The sequence below is a fragment of the Bordetella genomosp. 1 genome, assembly GCF_002261335.1.
Lineage (GTDB): Bacteria > Pseudomonadota > Gammaproteobacteria > Burkholderiales > Burkholderiaceae_B > Bordetella.
This window is the reverse complement of record NZ_NEVL01000002.1, coordinates 143,347-166,518: the sequence shown is the minus strand read 5'-3', so window position 1 is coordinate 166,518 and position 23,172 is coordinate 143,347. Positions and strand designations below refer to the sequence as shown.

The 23,172-nt window shown below is 66.4% G+C and carries 17 protein-coding genes and 1 tRNA gene; 14 read left to right on the top strand and 4 right to left on the bottom strand.

Features of this window, described 5'->3' with window-relative positions:
• Nucleotides 1-78: 78 nt before the first annotated feature.
• Together hemH and hrcA are read right to left on the bottom strand one after the other, a co-directional pair.
• A complete protein-coding gene (gene hemH, locus CEG14_RS05945; RefSeq protein ID WP_094825447.1) occupies nucleotides 79-1,167 on the bottom strand; it encodes a ferrochelatase in 1,089 nt (362 codons plus the stop codon).
• A gap of 64 nt (nucleotides 1,168-1,231) precedes the next feature.
• Nucleotides 1,232-2,236, bottom strand: a complete 1,005-nt coding sequence (gene hrcA, locus CEG14_RS05940; RefSeq protein ID WP_094825446.1) for a heat-inducible transcriptional repressor HrcA — start codon at nucleotides 2,234-2,236, stop codon at nucleotides 1,232-1,234.
• Nucleotides 2,237-2,352: 116 nt separating this feature from the next.
• Between hrcA and CEG14_RS05935 the strand changes: the two genes are divergently transcribed.
• Together CEG14_RS05935 and recN are read left to right on the top strand one after the other, a co-directional pair.
• Nucleotides 2,353-3,249 carry an NAD kinase gene (locus tag CEG14_RS05935; protein ID WP_094825445.1) on the top strand — a complete coding sequence of 299 codons (897 nt, stop codon included), beginning with the start codon at nucleotides 2,353-2,355 and terminating at the stop codon, nucleotides 3,247-3,249.
• A 19-nt stretch (nucleotides 3,250-3,268) separates the two neighbouring features.
• Nucleotides 3,269-4,936: a DNA repair protein RecN gene (gene recN / locus CEG14_RS05930; RefSeq protein ID WP_094825444.1), complete on the top strand. Its 1,668-nt coding sequence runs from the start codon at nucleotides 3,269-3,271 to the stop codon at nucleotides 4,934-4,936.
• Between the two features lie 111 nt (nucleotides 4,937-5,047).
• Here recN and fur read toward each other — a convergent pair whose 3' ends face one another.
• The gene (fur, locus tag CEG14_RS05925) at nucleotides 5,048-5,467 is read right to left on the bottom strand and encodes a ferric iron uptake transcriptional regulator (RefSeq protein ID WP_094825443.1); all 420 of its coding nucleotides are present in this window, start codon (nucleotides 5,465-5,467) and stop codon (nucleotides 5,048-5,050) included.
• Nucleotides 5,468-5,738: 271 nt separating this feature from the next.
• On the opposite strand from fur, the gene CEG14_RS05920 reads away from it, so the two are divergent.
• Both CEG14_RS05920 and dapB read left to right on the top strand, forming a co-directional pair.
• Complete coding sequence (locus CEG14_RS05920; protein WP_094825442.1) at nucleotides 5,739-6,275, top strand: outer membrane protein assembly factor BamE; 537 nt, start codon at nucleotides 5,739-5,741, stop codon at nucleotides 6,273-6,275.
• Between the two features lie 13 nt (nucleotides 6,276-6,288).
• Entirely contained in the window at nucleotides 6,289-7,080 is a 792-nt protein-coding gene (gene dapB, locus CEG14_RS05915) for a 4-hydroxy-tetrahydrodipicolinate reductase (RefSeq protein ID WP_094825441.1), read from the top strand.
• A gap of 65 nt (nucleotides 7,081-7,145) precedes the next feature.
• Here dapB and murB read toward each other — a convergent pair whose 3' ends face one another.
• On the bottom strand, nucleotides 7,146-8,213 hold the full coding sequence (gene murB, locus CEG14_RS05910) for a UDP-N-acetylmuramate dehydrogenase (RefSeq protein WP_094825440.1): 1,068 nt from the start codon (nucleotides 8,211-8,213) through the stop codon (nucleotides 7,146-7,148).
• A 310-nt stretch (nucleotides 8,214-8,523) separates the two neighbouring features.
• Between murB and CEG14_RS05905 the strand changes: the two genes are divergently transcribed.
• The 10 genes from CEG14_RS05905 to CEG14_RS05885 all read left to right on the top strand — a co-directional run bounded on the left by CEG14_RS05905 (nucleotide 8,524) and on the right by CEG14_RS05885 (nucleotide 23,115).
• Nucleotides 8,524-8,599 (top strand) — tRNA-Gly (locus CEG14_RS05905).
• Nucleotides 8,600-8,985: 386 nt separating this feature from the next.
• On the top strand, nucleotides 8,986-10,671 hold the full coding sequence (locus CEG14_RS05900; RefSeq protein WP_179280548.1) for a ShlB/FhaC/HecB family hemolysin secretion/activation protein: 1,686 nt from the start codon (nucleotides 8,986-8,988) through the stop codon (nucleotides 10,669-10,671).
• Between the two features lie 27 nt (nucleotides 10,672-10,698).
• The gene (locus CEG14_RS05895; RefSeq protein ID WP_094825438.1) at nucleotides 10,699-17,799 is read left to right on the top strand and encodes a hemagglutinin repeat-containing protein; all 7,101 of its coding nucleotides are present in this window, start codon (nucleotides 10,699-10,701) and stop codon (nucleotides 17,797-17,799) included.
• On the top strand, nucleotides 17,796-18,206 hold the full coding sequence (locus CEG14_RS25665; protein WP_143277178.1) for a hypothetical protein: 411 nt from the start codon (nucleotides 17,796-17,798) through the stop codon (nucleotides 18,204-18,206). Before CEG14_RS05895 ends, CEG14_RS25665 begins: the two co-directional genes overlap by 4 nt.
• Before the next feature lie 143 nt (nucleotides 18,207-18,349).
• Nucleotides 18,350-18,760 carry a hypothetical protein gene (locus CEG14_RS25660; protein WP_143277177.1) on the top strand — a complete coding sequence of 137 codons (411 nt, stop codon included), beginning with the start codon at nucleotides 18,350-18,352 and terminating at the stop codon, nucleotides 18,758-18,760.
• A 132-nt stretch (nucleotides 18,761-18,892) separates the two neighbouring features.
• Entirely contained in the window at nucleotides 18,893-19,336 is a 444-nt protein-coding gene (locus CEG14_RS25655) for a hypothetical protein (protein WP_143277176.1), read from the top strand.
• Between the two features lie 98 nt (nucleotides 19,337-19,434).
• Nucleotides 19,435-19,845: a hypothetical protein gene (locus CEG14_RS25650; protein WP_143277175.1), complete on the top strand. Its 411-nt coding sequence runs from the start codon at nucleotides 19,435-19,437 to the stop codon at nucleotides 19,843-19,845.
• Between the two features lie 143 nt (nucleotides 19,846-19,988).
• Nucleotides 19,989-20,399: a hypothetical protein gene (locus tag CEG14_RS25645; RefSeq protein ID WP_143277174.1), complete on the top strand. Its 411-nt coding sequence runs from the start codon at nucleotides 19,989-19,991 to the stop codon at nucleotides 20,397-20,399.
• A gap of 440 nt (nucleotides 20,400-20,839) precedes the next feature.
• Nucleotides 20,840-21,451, top strand: coding sequence for a hypothetical protein (locus CEG14_RS05890; RefSeq protein ID WP_094825437.1), 612 nt, complete (start codon nucleotides 20,840-20,842; stop codon nucleotides 21,449-21,451).
• Between the two features lie 359 nt (nucleotides 21,452-21,810).
• Nucleotides 21,811-23,115 (top strand): hydantoinase/carbamoylase family amidase, encoded by a 1,305-nt coding sequence (locus CEG14_RS05885; protein WP_094825436.1) that lies wholly within the window; start codon nucleotides 21,811-21,813, stop codon nucleotides 23,113-23,115.
• The last annotated feature ends 57 nt before the right edge of the window (nucleotides 23,116-23,172 follow it).

Genomic DNA, 23,172 nt, shown 5'->3' with positions numbered 1-23,172 from the left:
GCGGTCTCCTTCAAAATCAAAGACTTGCAGAGGGGTCAGGATATACAGCAAGTACCTTGCCCGCGCCGGGGCGCGGCCTCAGGCTCGCCGCACGGGCCATCCCTGCAATTGATTTTCCACGAGGCCGGTCAATCCCGCCACCCACCGCGCGTCGTCGTTGAGCGCCGGGATGTAACGAAACTGCTTGCCGCCGGAGGCCAGGAAAGCGTCGCGGCACTCCTCGCTGATTTCCTCGAGGGTCTCCAGGCAGTCGGCCACGAAGCCTGGGCAGACCACGTCCACCTCCGTCACCCCCGCCTCGGCCAGGGCCTTGAGCGTGGGCTCGGTGTAGGGCTCGAGCCAGCGCGCCGAACCGAACCGGCTCTGGAACGTGACCTCGATATGCTCGGCCGGGAAATCGAGCCGCTCGCGCAGCAGGCGCGCCGACTCGAGGCAATCGCGGTAGTAGGGGTCGCCCAGTTCGATCGAATAGCGCGGCAGGCCATGAAAGCTCATGACCAGCTTCTGCGGCCGGCCGCGGGTCTCCCAGAAGTCGCGGATGCGGGCGGCCTGGGCATCGAGCCAGCCCGGGTCGGTGTGGAAACGCTTCACGAAACGCAGCGCGGGCTGGTCGCGCAGGCGCCCCACGTAACGCGTGACCGCGTCCGTCACGGTGGCCGAGGTAGACGCCGCATACTGCGGATAGAGCGGCACGGTCAGGATGTGATCGCAGCCACGCGCCCGCAGCCGCGCGATGGCATCGGGAATCGAGGGGTTGCCGTAGCGCATGGCCAGCTCCACCTCGACGTCGTAGCCGCGCTCGGCCAGCGTGCGCGCCACGCCCTCGGCCTGTCGCTGACTGTAGACCAGCAGCGGCGAACCGCCCTCGAGCCAGATGCCGCGATAGCGCGGCTCGAGCTTCTTGGGGCGCGCGCGCAGCACGATGCCGTGCAGGATGGGCTTCCAGAGGTAGCGCGGGATCTCGATCACGCGCGGATCCGACAGGAACTCGGCCAGGTATTTGCGGATGTCGCGCGGCGCGGGCGTATCGGGCGTGCCGAGGTTCACCAGCAGCACGCCGACGCGGCCCGGCCCGCTGGGCGCGGGATCTTCGTTGAAAGGATCGTCTTGCGGCGGCTCGGGCAGGTAGCGCTCGGGCCAGAGATACTTGAACGTGCGCAGAAACACGAAACACCTCTCGGCGGGCCGTGCATCCTCCCCGCGAGAGGCGGACGACAGGCCCCGGTTATGGTTATTGATTGTGGCTCAAGGCATTGGAGAGCAGACGCGCGGTGATGTCCACGATCGGGATCACGCGCTCGTATGCCATCCGGGTCGGGCCGATCACGCCCAGCGTGCCCACCACCTTGCCATCGACGCCGTAGGGCGCGGTGATGACGGACACCTCTTCCATCGGCACCAGCTGCGAATCGCCGCCGATGTAGATCTGCACGCCCTGCGCCCGGCTCGACACGTCGAGCAGCTGCAGCAGGTCGGTCTTCTTCTCGAACAGCGAGAACATCTTGCGCAGCCGGTCCATGTCGGAGGCGATGTCGGACACGTCGAGCAGCTTGCGCTCGCCCGAGATCACCACCGCATCGCCATCTTCGGCGGCCTCGGCCGAGGCCTCGACCGCGGCCTGCATCAGCCGGGAGATGTCTTCGCGCAACTGCGCCAGCTCGGTGGCCAGCGTGCGCCGCACCGCGTCGAACGACTTGCCCGAGAAATGCACATTGAAGAAATTGCCGGCCTCGATCAGCTCGGTGTCGGCGTAGTCGCGCTGCACCGACATGATGCGGTTCTGCACGTCGCCGTCGGGCGTGACGATGATGAGCAGCACGCGCTTGTCGGAGAGCCGGATGAATTCGATCTGGCGGAACACCTGGGCCCGCTTGGGCGTGAGCACCACCCCCGCGAACTGGGTGAGGTTCGACAGCAGGGCCGCGGCCGCGTTGACCGCCCGGCTCGGCTCGGCCACCGGCAGCATCTCGCTGATGTTGGCGGGCTCGAACTGGTAGGGCCGCACCGCCAGCAGCGAATCGACGAACATGCGGTAGCCGCGCGGCGTGGGGATGCGGCCGGCCGAGGTGTGCGGACTGTGGATCAGCCCGAGCTCCTCGAGGTCGGCCATCACGTTGCGGATCGTGGCCGGGGAGAGATCGAACACCCTGGAAAGCGTACGCGAGCCTACGGGTTGCCCGTCGGCGATGTAGCGTTCGATCAACGCTTTGAGCAATGCACGTGCGCGGTCATCCATGAGCGTATTTTAGGGAAAAGTTGTGCGCTAGGCGATTTTTGTCCGCCATCACAATATGCGGCCCCATATAATGCCCTGATAAGCTACACCAGATTCCCCTTCCCTACGGCGCCACTATGCACTTCCCCACCGTCGCCCTGATCGGCCGCTACCAGGACACCGGCCTGGATGCACCGCTGCGCGCGCTGGCACACATGCTGACGCAGGCCGGCCGCCAGGTCATGGTCGAGGCCGACACGGCGCGCAACACCGGGGTGCACGAATATCCCGAGGCCACGCTCGAGCAGATCGGGCGGGCCGCCGCGCTCGCCGTGGTGATGGGCGGCGACGGCACCGTGCTGGGCGTCGCGCGCTACCTGGCGCCCTACGGGGTGCCGCTGGTCGGCATCAACCACGGCCGGCTCGGCTTCATCACCGACATCGCGCTGCACGATTCGCAAAGCGCGCTGGCCCGGGTGCTCGAAGGCGACTACCAGATCGAAGACCGCACGCTGCTGCAAGGCAGCGTCTGGCGCGGCGAGCAGGAGATGTTCTCCGCCTCGGCCCTGAACGACGTCGTGCTCAACCGCGCGGGCCGCGGCGGCATGATCGAGATGCGCGTCGAGCTCGACGACGCCTACATGTACACGCAGCGTGCCGATGGCCTGATCATCGCCACGCCCACCGGTTCCACCGCCTACGCCCTGTCGGCCAACGGCCCCATCCTGCACCCCGGCCTCGATGCCATGGTGCTGGTGCCGGTCGCGCCGCAGAGCCTGTCGAACCGCCCGATCGTGATCCCCGGCAGCGGCGTGCTCAGCATGACACTCACCGCCATGGGCCGCGTCGAGGTCGGCGCCAGCGTCCACTTCGACATGCAGACCTGGTCGGACCTCCAACCGGGCGACCGCATCACCGTCCAGCGGGCACCGCACACCGTGCGTTTCGTGCACCCGCAGGGCTACAGCTTCCTCTCCACCCTGCGCCGCAAACTGCACTGGAATCAGATGCCGCAGGCCACTGACAACGAATAGGCTTTCATCAGCGCTCGCCATGTTGCGCACCCTGCACATCCGTGACTTCGTCATCGTCGAGCACACCGAGATCCATTTCGGCGCCGGCTTCACCGTCTTTTCCGGCGAAACGGGCGCCGGCAAATCGATCCTGATCGACGCCCTGGCGCTCGCGCTGGGCGAACGCGGCGACGCGTCCGTGCTGCGCGAAGGCGCGAGCCGCGCCGACATCAGCGCCATCTTCGACAGCCCGGCCCATCTCAAGGCCTGGCTCACCGAACGCGAGCTCGAGCCCGCCGAAGAGCTCACGCTGCGCCGCGTGATCGACGCCCAGGGCCGCAGCCGCGCCTACATCAACGGCGTGCCGGCCACGCTCACGCAGCTGCGCGAGCTCGGCGAACACCTGGTCGACATCCACGGCCAGCACGCGCACCAGAGCCTGATGCGCCCCGACGCCCAGCGCGACCTGCTCGACGCGCACGGCGGCCACGCCGAGCAACGCCAGGAAGTCGCCCAGGCCTTCAAGCAATGGCGCACGCTGATGCGCCAGCTCGAAACCGCCACCCAGGATGCCGCCGCCCTCGCCGCCGAGCGCGAACGGCTGCAATGGGAAGCCGACGAGCTCGAGAAGCTCGGGCTGCGCGACGGCGAATGGGAGGCCCTGCAGGTCGAGCACACGCGGCTCGCGCACGCGCAGAGCCTGCTCGACGGCGCCAACCTCATCATCGAAGCGCTCGACGGCGAAGAGGATTCCGCGCTGCACCGTCTGAACGGCGCCAGCAGCCGCCTGGCGCAGATGCAGCGCCACGACCCCGGCCTCGCCAGCATCGGCGAAGCGCTGGAGTCCGCCCGCATCGCGATGGACGAGGCCGTCTCCGACCTCAACAACTACGTCAGCCGCGTCGAGCTCGATCCGCAGCGGCTCGCCGACGTCGAGGCCCGCCTGTCCGCGGTGTTCGAGACCGCCCGCAAGTTCAAGTGCGAGCCCGAGGCCCTGCCCGGCCTGCTGGCCGAGCGCAGCGCGCGCCTGGCCGAGCTCTCGGCCGCCGGCGACGTTGCGGCGCTGCAGGCCCGGACCGACGCTGCGCAGGCCCGCTACGACGCCGCCGCCGGCCGCCTCTCCACCGCGCGCCGCAAGATCGCCAAGGAGCTCGGCAAGCTCGTGAGCCAGGCCATGCAGACCCTGTCGATGGCCGGCGGCCGCTTCGAGGCCGCCCTCACCTACGCGGCGCCCAGCGCCCACGGCAACGAGCAGGTCGACTTTCTCGTGGCCGGCCATGCCGGCACCACCCCGCGCCCGCTCGCCAAGGTGGCTTCGGGCGGCGAGCTGTCACGCATCTCGCTGGCGCTGTCGGTCATCGCGAGCCGAGCCGCGCGCGTGCCCACGCTGATCTTCGACGAAGTCGACAGCGGCGTGGGCGGCGCGGTCGCCGAGGTGGTGGGCAAGCTGCTGCGCGAGCTGGGCGCGCGCCATCAGGTGCTGTGCGTCACCCACCTGCCCCAGGTCGCGGCCTGCGGCAACACCCAGTTCCGGGTCAGCAAGAGCGAATCCGGCGGCACCACGCGCTCGCGCATCGCCGAGCTCTCCGACGACGAACGCGTCGAGGAAGTGGCGCGCATGCTGGGCGGCATCCAGATCACCGCCACCACGCGCGAACACGCGCGCGAAATGCTCGACGCCATGACGCGCCCGCTCGCCTCGGCCTGATTCCGAGGCGGGTGGCCCGCAAGCCAAAAAAAGCCCCCGGCACGCATAGCGCGCCGGGGGCTTTTTCGTGTGATCGAGGCCGGACCGCGCAAGCGCGGCCCGAAGCGGGGATCAGCGCGACTTCTGGCAGTTGCCGCAGATGCCGTAGAGCACCATGGCATGGCTTTCGAGCAGGAAGCCGTTGTCCTTGGCGATCTTGTGCTGGCGCTTCTCGATGTCGGGATCCGTGAATTCGACCACGGCGCCGCAGTTGGTGCAGATCAGGTGATCGTGGTGGTCGCCGTCGTTGAGCTCGAACACGGCCTTGCCCGTGTCGAACTGGCTGCGGCTCAGGATGCCGGCCTGCTCGAACTGGGTCAGCACGCGATACACGGTGGCCAGACCGATCTCGACGCTCTCGCCGATCAGGGCGCGATAGACGTCTTCGGCGCTGAGGTGGCGGTGATCGGACTTGCGGAAAATGTCGAGAATCTTCAGGCGCGGGAACGTCGCCTTCAAACCCATGTTTTTCAATTCGCTTTGGTCGCTCATGGTGTAATCGCTCTCCGTCCGCGGTGGCATGGGCTGGGTGGAATTACCCTGCATCCGGTGCGCATCGGCCGGCCAGACATGGCTGCCGTCGCGCTACCTACCGGCTGCGAGTTGGTCCGGAACGGGCAACCGATCGGGTCTTGACCCCCGATTTGTTACCGAGCCGGCCGCAAGCCAGCGCTTCCAGATGCCCACTGCGCTGCGGAACTCGTTATTAAACCTTTATGATAACGGTTTTGTTCGTTTCCAATAATAGGGGCGCGTAGTGTCCATGATTGCACGTATTCCCTTCCGGCCCGTCAAGACGGTGCTGGTGACCGTGGCCCTGGCGGCTGCCCTGACCGCATGCTCCGGCGGCAAATGGGGTTTCCCGTACAAGGCCGACATCCAGCAAGGCAACTGGATCACCAGCGAGCAGGTGGCCCTGCTCCAACAAGGCATGACGCGCGAGCAAGTGCGCTTCGCGCTGGGCAGCCCCACGCTCACCAGCGTGCTGCACGGCGATCGCTGGGACTACCCCTACTACTTCAAGCCGGGCTACGGCAAGGCCGAAGAGCGCCAGTTCACGGTCTGGTTCGAAAACGACCGCCTGACCCGCTGGAGCGGCGACGAGCAGCCCGAGCTGCAGCCCTTCCAGATCAACAAGCCCGATGCCGCCGCGCTCAAGCGCACCGACAAGGAAGAGGCGCGCGAAGAAAAGCGTGACGAGAGCGAAGAGAAAGCCCCGCGTCCGCAGATCAACGCCCCCGCCAACCCGGCCACGCAGTATCCGGGCGCGCCGGGCTCCTCGCCCGAGCCCATCAGGTAATCCAAGGAACACCATGCGTATTGCTATTGCCGGCGCCAGCGGCCGGATGGGACAGATGCTGATCGAGGGCGTGCTCGCCACCGAAGGCCTGCAACTGACCGTGGCGCTCGACCGTGCCGGCTCGCCCAGCCTCGGCCAGGACGCCGGCGCCTCGGTCGGCCGCAGCACCGGCGTGCTGCTCACCGACGACCTCGACGCGCTCGCCCAGGCCGACTGCCTGATCGACTTCACGCGCCCCGAGGGCACGCTGGTCCACCTCGAGGCCTGCATCAAGCACGGCACCAACATCGTGATCGGCACCACCGGTTTCGATGACAACGGCCGCGCCGCGATCGAGGTCGCCGCCCAGAAGATCGCCGTGGTGTCGGCGCCCAACATGAGCGTGGGCGTGAACGCCACGTTCAAGCTGCTCGACCTGGCCGCGCGCCTGCTCAACAGCGGCTACGACGTCGAGGTGTTCGAAGCCCACCATCGCAACAAGATCGACGCGCCGTCGGGCACGGCGCTCAAGATGGGCGAAGTGGTGGCCTCGGCCTGGGACGTCGCCCTGCCCGACGTCGCCACCTGGACGCGTCACGGCGACACCGGCGTGCGCAAACCCGGCACCATCGGCTTCTCGGTGGTGCGCGGCGGCGACATCGTCGGCGACCACACCGTGTATTTCTGCGGCCCCGGCGAACGCATCGAGATCACGCACCGCTCCAGCAGCCGCGTGACCTACGCGCAGGGCGCCCTGCGCGCGGCGCGTTTCCTCGAAGGCAAGCACAACGGCCTGTACGACATGCAGGCCGTGCTGGGCGAGTAAACCCGGCGCATGCCAAAAAATAAAGCGGCCTTCCGGGCCGCTTTATTCATTTGCGCGCGCAACGATCAGGCGCCGGCCACCACCACCGGCTCGGGCTCCAGCAACACGCCGAAGCGCGCCTGCACGTCGGCCTGGATCGCGGCCGCCAGCGCCATGATGTCGTCGGCCCGCGCGCCGCCGCGATTGACCAGCACCAGCGCCTGCCGTTCGTGCACGCCGGCGGCGCCCAGTGCGCGCCCCTTCCAGCCGCACTGATCGATCAGCCAGCCGGCCGCGAGCTTGTAGCGGCCATCGGCCTGCGCATACGAGACCAGGCCGGGATGCGCCGCGAGCAGCGCCTCCCGCTGCTCCGGCGAGACCAGCGGATTCTTGAAGAAACTGCCGGCATTGCCGATACGCGCCGGATCGGGCAGCTTGGCGTGCCGGATTTCGCAGACCGCATCGAAGATCATGCGCGCCGTCGGGCCGGCCGCCTGCGCCATCGCGGCGGCGAGGCCGGCGTGGCGCTGCAGGTCGGGATAGCCCAGCACCGCACGCCACGGACGCGGCAGCCGGAAGCGCACGGCCGTGATGACCCAGCGCCCGGCCGGCTGGTGCTTGAAGAAGCTGTCGCGATAGGCGAAGCCGCACTCGGCGGCATTCATCTCGACCATGCGGCCTTGCGCCAGATCCCAGGCGAGCAGGCTCTCGAACCGGTCCGCCAGCTCCACCCCGTAGGCGCCGATGTTCTGCACCGGGCTGGCGCCCACGGTGCCGGGGATCAGCGCCAGGTTCTCCAGCCCGTCCCAGCCGCGCGCGAGCGTCTCGGTCACGAATCCGTGCCAGACCTCGCCCGCGGCGGCCTCGACGATCCAGGCGTCGGTCCGCGCCTCCAGCAACCGCACGCCGCGCAAGGCCACCCGCAGCACCAGGCCGTCGACGTCTCGCGGCAGCACCATATTGCTGCCCCCGCCCAGCACCAGCACGGAGCGGTAGCGTTGCGCCAGCTGCGACAGCGCCGGCAATTGCGCCACGTCATCGAGCGTGACGCAGGCACGCGCGGCGCATTCCAGCCCCAGCGTATTGAGCGCGGTCAGGTCCTGCGCGGCAGGGTGCAGGGATTTTTCGAGATCGGGCACTGCGGAGATTGACATCGATACGATTGGTTATGCTATAGTCTTGGTCTTCGCTCATATTACTCGATTCGACCACGGTGACTTCGATCACCGGCTGATTTCGGATCGGGCAAGAGCAAAGCTGCATGGAACTGCGGATCCTGCTCTCGGTGGGGCATACGCAGGCAGGCGGGGCAAGCAAGTACAGCGAAATGAAAATTTCCAGGCAAGTTTGCAAAACCGAAAAAACCATGTAGAATGCGCGCCTGTCGTTGAAACGATATTGCAAAAAAACTGCAGCGTTTAGACGATCAGACCGGCATCAAGCAGTACGGCAGTACCACTCCATGCGGGAGTAGCTCAGTTGGTAGAGCGCAACCTTGCCAAGGTTGAGGTCGCGAGTTCGAGACTCGTCTCCCGCTCCAAATTTTCGTTCCTGGACGCCCAAGTCCACGAATGACCGAAGAAAGGCCAAAACTCGGTTTTGGCCTTTTTTTTCGTCCCGCGCCAGCACAGGCCAGCGTCCCCTCGATCCGGCAGGGTGCGACAAGATTCCCACACCCCTGTCCGAATCGCCCCACCCTCCCCCGGTGGGGCGCAGTGCCTCCCGCGCGTCGGGAAGCCCCCGTCGCCAAGTCACCGCCCCATCAATACTCGGACCGTTCTCGCGTTCGCTTTATTCAAATCGAAATCTATCCTCACCGCTGACTGACCAGCAACGTCGAGCGCCACGCTTTCCGCGCGGGACTGCTTTTGCACGCGACGCAAACGGACATGGGTGAGGACCGCAATGGGGACTCGGATTCTGCGAATGCCTTGGGCCTTGTTGCTCTCGCTGGCGCCCGTCGTTCCGGCCTTGCCACAACCCCTGCCCGACGCCGCCGCACAAGAGCATCTCCGCCAGCAGGAACGCGAGCGGGTGCTGCGCGAGCAGCAGGAAGCCGCGCCGGACGTGCGCTTGCCGCCGTCGCAGGCGCCGCCGCCGGGGCGATTGCCGACGGATGACACGCCGTGCTTGCGCATTACCCGGATTCGACTGGACGGCGAGTACGCCGCGCGCTTTGCCTGGGCACTGAAGGCAGCAGATCCGACAGACGATCCCGCCACCGGCCGCTGTCTCGGCGCTCGCGGCATCAACGGGGTGATGGCCCGGGTGCAGAATGCCATCGTCGCCCGCGGCTTCGTCACCACCCGCGTGCTGGCGGCACCGCAGGATCTGAATGCCGGCGTCCTGACGCTGACCCTCGTGCCCGGCCGCATTCGTGCCATCCGCTATGCCGCCGGCACCTCGCGCAAGGCCACCGCATGGAACGCCGTGCCGGCCAGGCGCGGCGACCTGCTCGACCTGCGTGACATCGAACAGGCGCTCGAGAACTTCAAGCGCGTGCCCACGGTGGAGGCAGACATCCGGATCGTACCGGCCGAGGGCGAGGACGCCGGGCCCGGCGAAAGCGATCTGGTCATCGCCTGGCGCCAGCGCTCCCCGCCGGTCAGGCTGTCCGTCTTCCTGGACGACGCCGGCAGCAAAGCCACGGGCAGGCTGCAGGGCGGGCTCACGCTCTCGCTCGATGACCTGCTCATGTGGAACGACCTGTTCTACGCCTACGTCAACCACGACGTCTTCAACGGTAAGGGCAAAGGCACCCGGGCCTACACCGCCCATTACAGCGTGCCTTACGGCTACTGGACGCTCGGCGCCACCGCCAGCGCCTACGACTACCGGCAGACCGTGGCCGGCTACAGCCAGCGCTATCGCTACAGCGGCACCAGCAGCAACGCCGAAGTGCGGCTGTCGCGGCTCATCCATCGCGATGCCACGCGCAAGACGGCCCTCTACCTGCGCGCCTGGATGCGCACGTCGAGCAACTTCATCGACGACACGGAAATCGCGGTCCAGCGTCGCCGCAGCGGCGGCTGGGAACTGGGGCTCACGCACCGCGAGTACCTGGGCGCAAGCACGCTCGATGCGAGCCTCTCCTACCGGCGCGGCACCGGCGCCTTCCACGCGATGACCGCGCCCGAGGAAGCGTTCGGGGAAGGCACCTCTCGCATGCAGGTGATCTCCGCAGACGCCCAATTGACGCTTCCCTTGAGGCTCGGAACGCAACACGTCCGCTACATCGGCAGTTGGCGCGCGCAATGGAATCGCACACCGCTGGTGCCGCAGGACCGCTTCTCCATCGGCGGGCGCTACACCGTGCGCGGCTTCAGCGGCGAGCTGACCCTGATGGGCGACCGCGGCTGGGTATGGCGCAACGAACTCGGCCTGCTGCTCGGCGCGGGCCAGGAGCTCTACGTCGGCGCCGACTACGGGCATGTCGGTGGCCCATCCACGCGCTGGCTCCCCGGGCGCGACCTGGCCGGGGCCGTCATCGGCCTGCGAGGTGGCGTCAAGGGCTTCCACTGGGACCTGTTTGCCGGCACCCCGCTGTTCCGGCCCGGGGGTTTCAGGACCGACGCATTCACGACGGGCTTCAGCCTCAGCTGGTCCCTCTGAAGTTGCGCACGCAATAAAGGAGATGGCATGAACAGGAACCTCCACCGCATCGTCTTCAACCGCGCGTTGGGCGTGTTGCAGGTCGTCGCAGAAACGGCGCGCCGCAAGCGTCCCGGCGCATCCGGAGCCGCGGCGGCGCGTCGCCGAGTCCTGGCCGCCCTCCTGCCCTTGCGCTTCGCCCTGGCGATCGCGCTGGGCCAGGCGCTCGTCGTGCCGATGGCCGGCGCACAGATCGTCGCGGATCCCGACGCGCCCGCACAGCAGCGCCCGACCGTGCTGCGCGCCGCCAACGGCGTGCTCCTGGTGAACATCCAGACGCCCAGCGCCGCCGGCGTTTCGCGCAACACGTACCGGCAATTCGACGTCGACCACCCCGGCGCGGTGCTCAACAACTCCCGCACCAATACCCGCACGCAACTGGGTGGCTGGGTGCAAGGCAATCCCTGGTTGGCCACAGGCGCCGCGCGCGTGATCCTGAACGAAGTGAATTCCAGCAACCCGAGCCTGCTGCGGGGCTACGTCGAGGTCGCGGGCGAGCGCGCCCAGCTCGTGATCGCGAATCCCACCGGCATCTCCTGCGACGGCTGCGGCTTCATCAACGCCGAGCGCGCCACCCTCACCACCGGCACACCGGTCTTCAACGGCGGGAGCCTGGAGGCCTACCGCGTCGAAGGGGGCACCATCCGGATCTCGGGCCAAGGCATGGACGCGCGCGATACCCAGTATGCCGACCTGATCGCCCGAGCCGTGGCGGTGAACGCCGGCATCTGGGCGCAGCGACTGCAGGTCACCACCGGCGCCAACGCGCTCGACGCCGACCACGCCGAGGTACGAACGATCGCATCCGACGGCGATGCCCCCGCGTTCGCGCTGGATGTCGGCGCGCTGGGCGGCATGTACAGCCGCAAGATCGTGCTGGTCGGCACCGAGCACGGTGTCGGCATGCGCAACGCCGGCGCCCTGGGCGCGCAAATCGGTCAGCTCGTCGTCACCGCCGATGGCCGCCTCGAGAACAGCGGCACGATGCAGGCGCAGGCCGATGTCCGTATCGATGCGAGCGGCGGCATCACCAATACCGGCACGATCAGCGCGGGCCGCACCCTGGCGGTGTCCACACCCGGGAGTATCGACAACGACCGGGGCACGCTGAACGCGCGCCGCGTCGCAGCCCATGCCCGATCGCTGACGAACCGCGGCGGCGCCATCGAGCAGACCGGCAGCCAGGGCCTGACGCTGCGCACCGCCCTCCTCGCCAACCGTGCCGGCGGCCGCATCGGTCTGGCGGCGGCCGACGCCGCCACGCCTCCGGACAACGCCCGAAACCCGGGCGACACCGCAGCGCCGGGCACCTCGGGGCAAACCCACGGCGCGCGGGGTGACGACGCCGCCGGCGGAGCGGTTCGTCCGTCCCACACGCATGGTGCGTCGCTGGCCGACGGCGAGCTGGTCATCGCCGCCACGCTGGATAACGAGGACGGCCGCATCATGGCCGGCGGCGGTATCGACGTGGCGGCCACCGCAGGCATCGACAACGACGGCGGCCACCTCGGCCTGCGCCGGCTCCACGTGAGCGGCGGCGACCTCGGCAACCACAAAGGCGAGATCAAGGTCGCAGCCGATGCCCGCATCGCGGTCGGCCGACTCGACAACGACGCCGGCCAGCTGCAGGTGGCGGGCGCCTTCTCGTTGGTCGCGCAGGACGTCTCCAACCGCGCCGGCACCGTTCTGCACAGCGGCGAGGCCGCAGGCCGCATCGAGGCCAGGGCGCAGCTGGACAATGGCGACGGCACCCTGGCGAGCCATGCCGGCTTCGACATTCGCGCCGGAACGCTCGTCAATGCCCGCGGCAACATCCTTTCGGACGGCCGCATCGAGGTCGCCGCCGATCGCGTCATCAACCAGCGCGGCACGCTGCTCGCCGGCCGATCCCTGGGCGTGAGCGCCGGCAGCCTGGGCGGCGACGGCAGCCTGCTGTCCAGGGGCGACCTGAGCCTCATCCTCCGGCAGGATTTCACCAACCTCGAGGAGATCAGGGCCAATGGGCGTGCGGTCATCGGTACCGCGGGCCTGCTGAGCAACCGCGGCGTAGTGCAGGCCGGCGACCTCGAACTGCGCGGTACCAACATCGACAACGCCGCCACCGGCGAAATGAGCGGCAACCGCAGCACCGTGATTGCGCGCGACACGCTGAGCAACCGCGGCCTCATCGACGGCGGCCAGACCCGCATCGACGCCGGCACCCTGGACAACGTCGGCACCGGGCGAATCTACGGCGATCACCTGGCCATCCAGGCCGGCACGCTCGACAACCGCGACGAAGCGGGCCACGCCCCGACCATCGCGGCGCGCCAGCGCCTGGACATCGGTGCCGGCGCCCTCGACAACCGGGAACAGGCCCTCATCTTCAGCGCCGGTCGCGGCAGCGACGCGCTCAACATCGGCGGCGCGCTGGACGCGGACCATCACGCGACCGGCCGCGCCGGCCTGGTGCGCAACGCCAGCGCCATCATCGAATCGTTGGGCGGCCTGACCATCGACACCCGCCGCCTGCTCAATCGCAACCTGCACTTCAGCACGGTGTCGGCCCTGGTCGGCGGCCCCACCCGCAGCATGCTCATCCAGCCCGAAAGCGCCCCGGACAAGCACGACATCGGTGAATACCGCTGGGAGCACTGGAGCCGCGCCGGGCGCTACCGGCACAAGACCACCGGCGCCGAGGTCGACAGTTGGACGCAATACGACGTCACGCGCACCGAGTACGAAACCCACGTCACCGAAAGCGCGCCGTCGATGATTCGCGCCGGCGCAGACATGCGCCTGCGCGGGGACGATCTGGTCAACGACAAAAGCCGGATCCTCGCTGGCGGCACCTTGCAGGGCGACCTGCTTAACCTGCACAACGAGGCCGCCTTCGGGGAGCACATCATCCGCGAGGTGGGCACCAGCCAGTTCACGTACAGCAAGTGGCGCGGCGGCACCCGACGCTACCACCAGCGCAAATGGGATGACCGGATCGCCTACACGCCCGCCGACATCGTGCAGACCATTGCGCTCGACGTCTCGAAGATCGCGCAGAACGCGGCCGGCAGCGGCAGCGGCTTTACCGTGGACGGCCGCCACACCGGCCAGAGCAGCGCCGGCGGCCCATCCGGCGCCGGCACGGCCGAGTCCGTCGAGAACGCCCAGGGCAACGCGCCCGCCGTCATACGCACGGTGCGGGTGGACACCGAAGTCCCTGCCAACAGCCTGTTTCGCGCGGGCCCCGCGGCCGCGGGCTACCTCATCGAAACCGACCCGCGATTCACCAACTATCGCAACTGGCTCAGTTCCGACTACCTGCTGTCCCAGCTGGGCTACGACCCGACCACCACACACAAGCGCCTGGGCGACGGCTACTACGAGCAGCAACTGGTGCGCGACCAGATAGACCAGCTGACCGGCCGCCGCTTCCTCGCCGGCTACGCCAACGACGAGGCGCAGTACCGCGCGCTGCTGGACGCAGGCGCCACCTATGCGAGGGCATGGAAACTGCGTCCCGGCATCGCGCTCAGCGCGGCACAGATGGCCCAGCTCACGAGCGATATCGTCTGGCTCGTGGAGCGCGTCGTCACCCTGGCCGACGGCAGCACCACGCGTGCGCTGGTCCCGCAGGTGTATGTCCGCATGCAGCCGGGCGACCTGGACGCCAACGGCACGCTGATGGCCGCCAATGCCATCGACCTGCACCTCCAAGGCGATCTGCTCAACTCGGGCACGGTGGCCGGACGCACCGCGGTAAAGCTCACCGCGGATAACCTGCGCAACCTCGGTGGCCGCATCACGGGCGATGCCGTGGCGCTCGACGCCAGGACGGACATCGACAACATCGGCGGCACCATGAAGGCCGATTCGGCGCTCCTGCTCCATGCCGGCCGCGACCTCGAGGTGCGCAGCACCACCCGCAGCGACGCCAGGCGGGCAGGCCTCAGCGACTTCAGCCGGACCCATCTCGATCGCGTCGCAGGCCTGTACGTGAGCCGGCCCGGCGGGCGCCTGCTGGTGACGGCGGGCCGCGACACCACGCTGGCCGCGGCCCGGGTCGTGAACCGCGGCGAGCACGGGCAGACCGCCATCGTCGCCGGGCGCGATCTGAGCCTCGGCACCGTCACGGTTGCCGAGCACGAAAGCAATGTGCGCAATGCCAGCAACTATCTCAGGCAGGGCGAGCGGCGCGAGGTCGGCACCCGCATCGAGACGGCCGGCGACGTGCGCCTGCAAGCCGGCCGCGACCTGAGCGCCACCGCCGCCCACGTCAACAGCGAGCGCGGCGCCGTGGTGACGGTGGCCCGGCGCGACGTGGACATCCGGGCCGGCCAAGCCGGCAACGACTGGAGCGAGGGCCGGCAACACACGTTCAAGGGCCTGCTGGGCGCCAGCCGGCGGACCACCCGCGAGAGCCTGGCGGAAACCCGGGCGGTGTCCACCACCTTCAGCGGCAACACCGTGGCGGTCCAGGGGCGGGACGTCACGATCACCGGCAGCAATGTGGTCTCGGACGCTCGCACGGTCGTCGTGGCAAAGCGCGACCTGACCCTCCAGGCCGCCACCGAGACCCGCAAGGAGAGCCATTTCAAGGAATCGCGCAAGAGCGGCTTTCTCTACGACGGTGGGCTCGCCGTCACCCTGGGCAACCGGACACAGAGCGGCGACCGCAACAGCGCGAGCACCCGTGCCGCGGCCTCGACCGTCGGCGCGACCGGCGGCGACGTGGCGCTGGTCGCGGGCGACCACTACCAGCAGACCGGCAGCCATGTCGTCGCGCCCAAGGGCGACGTCGACATCCGCGCCAGGAAGGCCGACATCGTCGAGGCCCGGGAAACCGGCACCAGCGCCCAGCAAAGCAAATTCCGCCAGTCCGGCCTGACGGTCGCCCTGACCGCGCCGGTGATATCGGCGGTGCAGACCGGCCAGCAGATGAAGCGGGCCGCCGACGACGCCGCCGATACCCGCATGAAGGCGCTGGCGGCCGCCACGACCGGCATGAGCGCCATGAACGCCATCACCGCCGTCCAGGCCAGCCCCGACACTGCCGGCGGCATCAGCATCTCCATCACGGCCGGCGCCAGCAAAAACGACAGCCAGTCCAGCACGCACTACGACACGGCGGCCGGCTCCACCGTGGTGGCCGGCCGCAACATGCGCATCAGCGCCACCGGCGCGGGCGACGATGCCAACCTGACGGTGCGTGGCAGCACGCTGCGCGCGGGCGGCAGCGCCCGCCTGAGGGCGGACGGCGACATCGATCTGCTGGCCGCCCGCAACACGGTCGAGACCAGACGCGACAGCAGCCAGTCCAGCGGCGGTGTCGGTGTGGCGATCTCGGTGGGCGCCAACGGCGTCGGCTTTGGCGTCACCGCCAACGCCAGCCGCGGCAAGGGCAGCGGCAAAGGCCAGGATGTCACCTGGACCCACACCCACGTCGATGCGGGCGACACGCTCACCCTGGAATCCGGTGGCGACACCCATCTGCGCGGCGCCGTCGCGCGCGGCAGGCAGGTGGCGGCGGACGTCGGAGGCAATCTCGATATCGAAAGCCTGCAGGACACCAGCCGTTTCAAGAGCAAGGACAGCAATATCGGCGGCAGCGTCACCGCCGGCGTCGGCTTTGCGGCCAGTGCCAGCTACGGCAAGTCCAAGGTCGATGGCGACTTCGCCAGCGTGCGCGAGCAAAGCGGCATCCAGGCGGGCGACGGCGGCTTCGACGTCGAGGTCGACGGCGACACCCGCCTCAAAGGCGCCGTGATCGCCAGCACGGACAAAGCCGTGCAAGACGGCCTGAACCGCCTCAGCACCCGCACCCTGACCGCGGGCGACCTCGAGAACCGCAGCGCCTACCGGGCGACGGGCGCGAGCGTGTCCGGGGGCTTCGGCATGGGCGCGGGCGACAGGAAGGCGGACGCCAGTCCCCAGAGCGAGGGCGCGGCCGGGACATCCGACGCCGCGCCCGCCAGCAACGTGGCAGGCCAAGGCAGCGAATGGTCGTGGCAGAACTTCGGCACCGGCGCAAACGCCGGCGCCCCCGGCTACGTCAAGAAGCACGGCAGCGAGCACAGCACCACCCGCAGCGGCATCAGCGCTGGCGTCACCGAGATCCGCGATCACACCGCCCAGCATGCCGAAACCGGCAAGACCGCCGAACAAGCCGTGTCCAGCCTGGACCGCGAGGTGCGCACCGGCGACAGCGCCCATGGGCTGACCCGGAACTGGGACCCGGAGAAGCTCGCCGCCCAGGTGAAGGCCCAGGCCGAAATCGCGGCGGCATTCTCGCAGCAGGCGTATTCGCAGGTGCACCAGTATGCGCAGCGCGAGCGCGCCGGGCTTCAGGAAAAACTCAAGGCCGCGGAAAAGGATCCGCAAGCGAAGGCGGCAGTCGAAGCCGAGCTTCGAGACCTCAAGCTGCAAGAGCGCGCACTCAACGTCCTGATCGGCGCGGTGACAGGATCAGGCGCCTCGGCCGTCACCAAAGAATCCCTCTCCGCGGCAGCCAGCGAAATGCGCAGGCTGATGATAGAGGACTCGAAGAAGTTTGCCGGCATCACCGACGGCAGCAATGTCCCGTTGAGCAACATCTCGGGAGTCAGCGAGGGTGTCGATGGCGACGGGAAGAAGCTGGGGGGCACTCGAATTGATCTGGATATTGTTTGCGGCGTGGAGAATGAGCGATGCGTTGCGAACTCGGATGGATCGCTGCAGCGCGACAGAAACAATATCGTCAAATTTGATTCCAAGTCGCTGGAAATGACCTTGGAACAGTTCCTAGAAAGCGACGAAGGAAAAAGAGCAATCGGAGCCACCGGTGGAATTCAGGGAGCGAAGGGAACATTGTTCGGGATTCAGTATGTCGCAGGAAGTCTGGCGGACAAGATCGTCGAGGCATTCGCCGGGCCACACGACATGATCGGCGGGAAATTGAGCGGACTTTACGACAAGGAAGGAAATGCCCGCCGTGGCCGTTCGAAGTTTATTTCCAACGCACAAGATGCATGGTCGCTCATTGCACTTGCTCCAGCAGCGCCCTTCGCGATGTCGGAAGCTCTGCCATCGGAAGTCTGGGAGGCCATCTCCATCCTCATAGAGGCATCAAAATGAACATCCTTACCATCAAAGCCTTTGTGCCGGGGGCTGCCCTGATCGTTACGCTTTCGGGTTGCACCATCGGCAATGGCAGAATTTGCGGCCCGCTAACATCACCGGCATATTGCGATCGAGAGGCCTATCAAAAGCTGCTGTATCCGACTCCAATCAGGGATAAATGGGAGAAGGCATCGGCAAATAGTGATGAACGGAAGAAGGATTGGATCGACTGCAGGGGAGACCCTGACGGCGGGTACTCAATTTCGGACAGCGAACTTAACGGCAGGGAAATCCTGGAGGCCGCGGGCATCAAGTTTGATGAGATGCAGGTCTGCATGATGAAGAAGGGATATCGCTACACAAGCAGTTGCAAGGGAGAGATTGCCAGCCAGTTTCCTGCGTGCAAGGCGAGGAACAGGTGACGGGCCGTTTGATTTTTAGCGGGTGGATAAGCACAAAATACATGGCCCGTTATCGCGATAGCTCCAGCAGCGCCCTTTGCGATGTCAGAAGCTTTGCCACCTGAAGTCTGGCAAGCGATCTCTGCACTCATCGGGGCATCAAGATGAATTCAATCACTATCAGAACCTCTGTGCCAGGAGTTGCCCTCGCCGCGATGCTTTCTGGTTGCGTCATCGGCAACGGGACAATTTGTGGTCCCCAGACACCATTAGCGTACTGCGATCGAGAGGCCTATCAAAAACTGGTACATCCAACTCCGACAAGGGATTACTGGGAGATGGCGTCAGCAACTAGTGATGACCGCCGCAAGGATTGGATGGACTGCGGCGGGAATCTGGGTGGTGAATATGGGATCTCCGAAAAAGAAATGAATGGCAGGACAGGACTAGAGGCTGCCCGAATCAAATTTGATGACATGCAGGTCTGCATGATGAAGAAGGGATATCACTACACCGGCCCTTGCCAGGGAGAAATTGCCCGCCAACACCCTGGGTGTAAATCGGGAAACAGGTGACGAGCGCCGTCGGATTCTCAACCTCTGGCCCTGACAGGTCTGCGAGAACGCTTTGGCGGGTTCGCACCTCCGACAATCATCGCATCACCTTCTGACAGGGCAGGCCATCTCCGTCCTCATAGAGGCATCAAGATGAACATCCTTACCATCAAAGCCTTTGTTCCGGGAGCTGCCCTGATCGTTACGCTTTCGGGTTGCACCATCGGCAATGGCAGAATTTGCGGCCCGCTAACATCACCGGCGTATTGCGATCGAGAGGCCTATCAAAAGCTGGTACATCCGACCCCGATCAGGGATGAATGGGAGCAGGCATCGGCAAATAGTGATGAACGGAAGAAGGATTGGATGGACTGTGGCGGGAGTGTTAACGGGGACTACGGAATTTCGGAAAAGGATATGGACGGCAGGTCAATTGAAGAGGCTTCCCGAATCAAGTTCTATGACATTCAGCGCTGCATGATGAAGAAGGGATATCGCTACACAAGCAGTTGCAAGGGAGAGATTGCCAGCCAGTTTCCGGCGTGCAAGGCGAGAAACAGGTTACGGGCGCCGGTTGATTCTCAACCTCTGCCCTGATAGGTCTGCGAAAACGCCTTGGTGGGTTCGCACCTCTGACAATAACCGCGTCACGTTCTGACAGGGCAGGCCATCTCCGTCCTCATAGAGGCATCAAGATGAACATCCTTACCATCAAAGCCTTTGTTCCGGGAGCTGCCCTGATCGTTACGCTTTCGGGTTGCACCATCGGCAATGGCAGAATTTGCGGCCCGCTAACATCACCGGCATATTGCGATCGAGAGGCCTATCAAAAGCTGGTACATCCGACTCCGATCAGGGATGAATGGGAGAAAGCGTCGGCAAATAGTGATGAACGGAAGAAGGATTGGATCGATTGCAGGGGAGACCTTGACGGCGGGTACTCGATTTCGGACAGCGAACTTAACGGCAGGGAAATCCTGGAGGCCGCGGGCATCAAGTTTGATGAGATGCAGGTCTGCATGATGAAGAAGGGATATCGCTACACAAGCAGTTGCGAGGGAGAGATCGCCAGCCAGTTTCCTGCGTGCAAGGCGAGGAACAGGTGACGGGCCGTTTGATTTTTAGCAGGTGGATAAGCACAAAATACATGGCCCGTTATCGCGATAGCTCCCGCAGCGCCCTTTGCGATGTCGGAAGCTCTGCCACCTGAAGTCTGGCAAGCGATCGCTGCACTCATCGAGGCATCAGGATGAATTCACTCACGATCAGAACCTTTGTGCCAGGGGCTGTCTTGATTGTCGTGCTTTCGGGTTGCGCCATTGGCAATGGAACAATTTGTGGCCCCCAGACACCATTGGCCTATTGCGATCGAGAAGCCTATCAAAAACTTCTGTATCCAACTCCCACAAGAGATGAATGGGAGAAGGAATCGGCAAATGTTGATCTTCGGCGCAAGGATTGGATGGACTGTGGTGGATCCTATATTGGCGAATACGGAGTTTCCGAGGATGAACTAAATGGCAGAACGGCAAGGGAGGTCTTCGATAGCAAGTTTGATGATCTGCAGTACTGCATGATGAAGAAGGGATATCACTACACTGGCACTTGCGAGGGAGAAATAGCTAGCCAGTACCCCGCGTGTAGAACAGCAAAAAAGTGATGCGCACCGGTTGATTCTCAACCACTGCCCTGATAGGTCCGCGAGAACGCTTTACCTGGTTCGTACCTAAGATAACTCGCCTTCGCTTACCGTTCGACGGCCGCGCCCAGTCATCGCCCTCTCGATTACGCGACCTGATTCATTTGAAGACGCGTGATTGCGTGGCAGGCCGCAGCCCCGCCTGCGGCAGCTTGCCTGGACGCGATGACGGCGAATTCCTCTTCCCTGTACCCGACACGGGCGACGTGGGAAATGCGGCTACAATCCGAGGCCGCCTTGGTTCTCCTGAAGGAACACGGTTCCAGGGGATCAAGACCCAGCGCACGACGATATTTGCGCCCCGCTCGGATTTCCAAAAGGCCCAAACTTTGCGAAGTCTGGGCCTTTTATATTGCGCTTCGATCGGCCCGCAGCACCCTGGCTCGTCTCAAAGGTTTTCGATGGATATTGCACTCTCCCTCCTGCTGATGTTCGCCGTATGGCAGTTTCTGCGCGTGCAGTACCAGCGTTCGCGCATCGGCCTGCTCGGCCGCCACCTGGCCAATCTGCAGCTCGAGCGGCACATGGAGACGCTGACGCAGGGTTATGCCCGCGCGATCCGCGAGACGGACGAGTCGCGTCAGTTGCAGGTGCTGGAGACGTTTGCCCAATCCGAGCGCGCGATGGCGGGGCAAGTGCGCGCGTTGGCCAAGAGCCTGGCCGATGAGTCCGCCAATGCCACCAGCATGACCACGCTGTCGCTGTGCGTGCCGTTTGCCGAGCGCTTCCTGCCCAACGCCATGCTGCGCGACTTCCGTACGCTGGTGCAGATCCACGCCGACGGCATGACGTACGTGGTCGACAATGAAGCGGGCTGGGATTCCAAGGCACGCGCCTATCACCTGTCGGCCGAGCTCTATCTGCTGCAGCACAGCTGTCATTGGTTCTGCAAGTCGCGCGCGGTCGCCGACGCGCGCCTGATGCTGCGCCATCAGGTCAACCACCAGAAGGTGCTGGCCTCGGTCTCCGACGTGACGCGCGAGCCGTATCAGCACTGGTTGCGCGGCGGCTGAGCCCACCCTTCCCCGAGAGCCCGGATACGCTTGCGCGGTCCGGGCTTTTTTTTGCGCCAGGACACCCGCCGGCATCGCGAGCAACGCCACCACGGCGTATCGGGCGGCCCCTGCGGCGCGCCCTTCGAAGGGATGCTGCGCGCGGGTGCGGGCATGGGCCATTCGCATCCGTCCGAAACGCCGGCACACGTTGCGTGCGGGCGACGGGCGCGGCGCTGCCGGCGCGGACGAGATCGCGCCACGGGGGTTAGGGGAAATCCATTAGCCAATTTTGTACACAATCTTTGTGCATTAAGATTAAATACACCATCAGCCCCGCGCTATCCTGGCCTTCCCTTCCGACTCTCCAGGCCCTCTTCATGACACCGAACGCAGCCGCCGCCGCCCAGCCCCTGCCCTCCGATGAGGCCGTGCGGCCGGACCTGGGCGCGCGGGTGATGAACCAGGCCGACTTCCTGGCCCGGTGGTCGGATCACCCCGAGCACCTCACCTGCACCTACATGACGCCGGCGCACCAGGCCACGGCGCTGCAGTTGCAGGCCTGGATGCGCGAGGCCGGTTTCGACGAGGTGCACCAGGACGCGGCAGGCAATGTGGTGGGCCGCTATCGCGCCGCGCCCGGCGTGGGCCAGCCCCAGCGCGTCAGCACCGGCAGCCACTTCGACACGGTGCGCAACGGCGGCAAGTACGACGGCCGGCTGGGCATCCTGCTGCCCATCGCGGTGGTGGCGGATCTGCATGCGCGCGGGCAACGGCTGCCGTTCGACTTCGAGGTGGTGGGTTTCGCCGAAGAGGAAGGCGTGCGCTACGGCAGCACCTTCCTGGGCTCGTCGGCCTACATCGGCATGTTCGACATGGCGCAGCTCGAGCTGCGCGATGCCGATGGCGTGAGCATGCGCGAGGCCATCGAGGCCGCCGGCCACGATCCGGCCGCGATCGCGCACGCGGGGCCTGCGGCGGGAGTGCCGCAGCATTACTTCGAGGTGCACATCGAACAGGGCCCGGTGCTGTGCGGCCGCGGGCTGCCGCTCGGCGTGGTCACGGCCATCGCCGGCAGCGTGCGGCGCAGGCTCAGGCTCACCGGCCTGGCCGGCCATGCCGGCACCACGCCGATGGGCATGCGCCGCGACGCCGCCTGCGCAGCCGCCGAGATCGCGCTGTACGTGGAATCGCGCTGCAGCCAGGAGCCCGGTCTGGTGGGCACGGTGGGCGTGCTCGAGGTGCCGGGCGGATCGATCAACGTCATCCCCGGCGCCTGCCTGCTGACGCTGGACGTGCGCGCGGGCAGCGATGCCCTGCGCGACGCCGCGCTGGCCGACATCGACGCGCGCATCGCCGAAATCTGCGCGCGTCGTGGCGTGCAGGCCGAGAGCGAGGAGCTGCTGCGCGCCGCCGCCACGCCGTGCGACGCGGCCCACATGGCGCTGTGGCGCACCGCGCTTGCGAAGCACGACATCCCGATTCTGGAGTTGCCCTCGGGCGCCGGCCACGACGCCATGCTGATCGGTCGCCGCGTGCCCATGAGCATGTTGTTCGTGCGTTGCGGCAACGGCGGCATCAGCCACAACCCGCTCGAAACCATGACCGCGGAAGACGCCCAGCTGGCCGGCATCGCGGTGGCGGCCTTTCTGGATGCGCTGGGCGCATCCCTCGCACGACCCTAGCCGCATCGATCAACGCATCCAGGCCGACGCCGGGCGTGCACGCGCACCACCGCAGCG